Genomic DNA, 1480 nt, shown 5'->3' on the forward strand with positions numbered 1-1480 from the left:
GGAGCTGCCGCAGGCTGCGATCTTTTGCTTTTTTAACTGTATTTAGCAGTCATTCAAATCCTGCTTCGGCTTGCTCTTCTCCCCCAGACCCTCAAGATCGAACACCTCGCTTTCCCCCAGGCTGCGGTAATGCTTGCGCAGCGCCTCGAGTTGTTTGAGATCCAGCGATTCCAACCCGAGCATCGCGTTCTGCGCCTCCTTGTTCACCCGCAATAACTCATCAAGCTTCAGATGCAGGATGTCGGTATCACGGTTCTGCGTGTTCTGGATCAGGAACACCATCAGAAAGGTGATGATCGTGGTCGAGGTGTTGATGATCAGTTGCCAGGTGTCATTGAAATCAAAAATCGGCCCGCTCAACCCCCACAGAAAAATCAGGATCAACGCGCCCATGAACGTTTTCGGGCTGCCGGCCCAAAGGGCCAGGGTCTGGGAGATTTTGGCGAATTTCATTGCGATGTTCCTTATTGTGAGAGCATGAAATTCAGACACCCGGGATGCGATGAAAATTCTACTTACAATTGAAACCTGCCAATCATTGCGAGCAACCAGACACTCTTGGCAATAGGCCTCCCTGGAACTGTCCGCAGCACTGCCTGTATGGTGACGAACCGCTGGAATGTCACGACAGGAGAACGCAATGAGTTGGTCCGCCAGACAATACGTCGCTTTTGAAGATGAACGCACCCGCCCGGCCCGAGATCTGCTGGCGGCGATTCCCACGGTTCAGGCGCGATCGGTGGTCGATATCGGTTGTGGCCCGGGTAACTCCACCGAGCTGCTGGTGCAGCGTTTTGCGCAGGCGCAGGTCCGGGGGCTGGACAGCTCAGCGGACATGATTGACGCGGCGCGCAAGCGCTTGCCTGACGTGCAGTTTGAAGTCACGGAAATCGATAGCTGGGCGGATCAAGGGCCGTTCGATGTGATCTTCGCCAATGCCGTGCTGCAATGGGTGCCGGATCACGCGACGTTGCTGCCGGCGTTGGCGGGTAAGCTGTCGGACGGAGGCAGTCTGGCGATCCAGATGCCGGACAACCTCAACGAGCCTTCCCATCGGCTGATGCGCGAAGTCGCCGCCAATGGCCCATGGGCCACCAAACTGGCTGGCGCCGCCGGGCAGCGCACCGAGATGGCGAGTGCCAGCGATTACTTCTCGATGTTGCGTCCGCACTGTTCGCGGGTAGATGTTTGGCGCACCACCTATCACCATCAACTCGCAGACGGCGCGGCGGGTGTGGTGGAGTGGTTCAAGGGCAGTGGTTTGATTCCGTTCTTGAACCCGCTGACTGAAGAGGAGCGGGCGCAATACCTGCAGCAGTATCTGGCGGCGGTGGCCAAGGCTTATCCGGCGTTGCCGGATGGCTCGGTGCTGTTGCCGTTTCCGCGGTTGTTTATCGTCGCGACTCGCTGAAGCCAGCCTTCAGCCGCCTGTAGTGAGGGGATTTATCCCCGATGGACTGCGCAGCAGGCCCTTTAAGCG

General features: G+C 57.8%; 2 protein-coding genes. One reads left to right on the forward strand and one right to left on the reverse strand.

Translation table 11 applies throughout. The annotated features are described in order from the left end of the window. Window positions 1-42 precede the first annotated feature (42 nt). A complete protein-coding gene (locus HT737_RS22495) occupies window positions 43-453 on the reverse strand; it encodes a low affinity iron permease family protein (RefSeq protein WP_027614440.1) in 411 nt (136 codons plus the stop codon). Between the two features lie 187 nt (window positions 454-640). Here HT737_RS22495 and tam point away from each other — a divergent pair, with 187 nt between their 5' ends. Continuing rightward, entirely contained in the window at window positions 641-1411 is a 771-nt protein-coding gene (gene tam, locus HT737_RS22500) for a trans-aconitate 2-methyltransferase (protein ID WP_182404033.1), read from the forward strand. The last annotated feature ends 69 nt before the right edge of the window (window positions 1412-1480 follow it).

Origin of the sequence: Pseudomonas sp. MD195_PC81_125, from assembly GCF_014060985.1 — a bacterium.
GTDB classification, from domain to species: domain Bacteria; phylum Pseudomonadota; class Gammaproteobacteria; order Pseudomonadales; family Pseudomonadaceae; genus Aquipseudomonas; species Aquipseudomonas parakoreensis.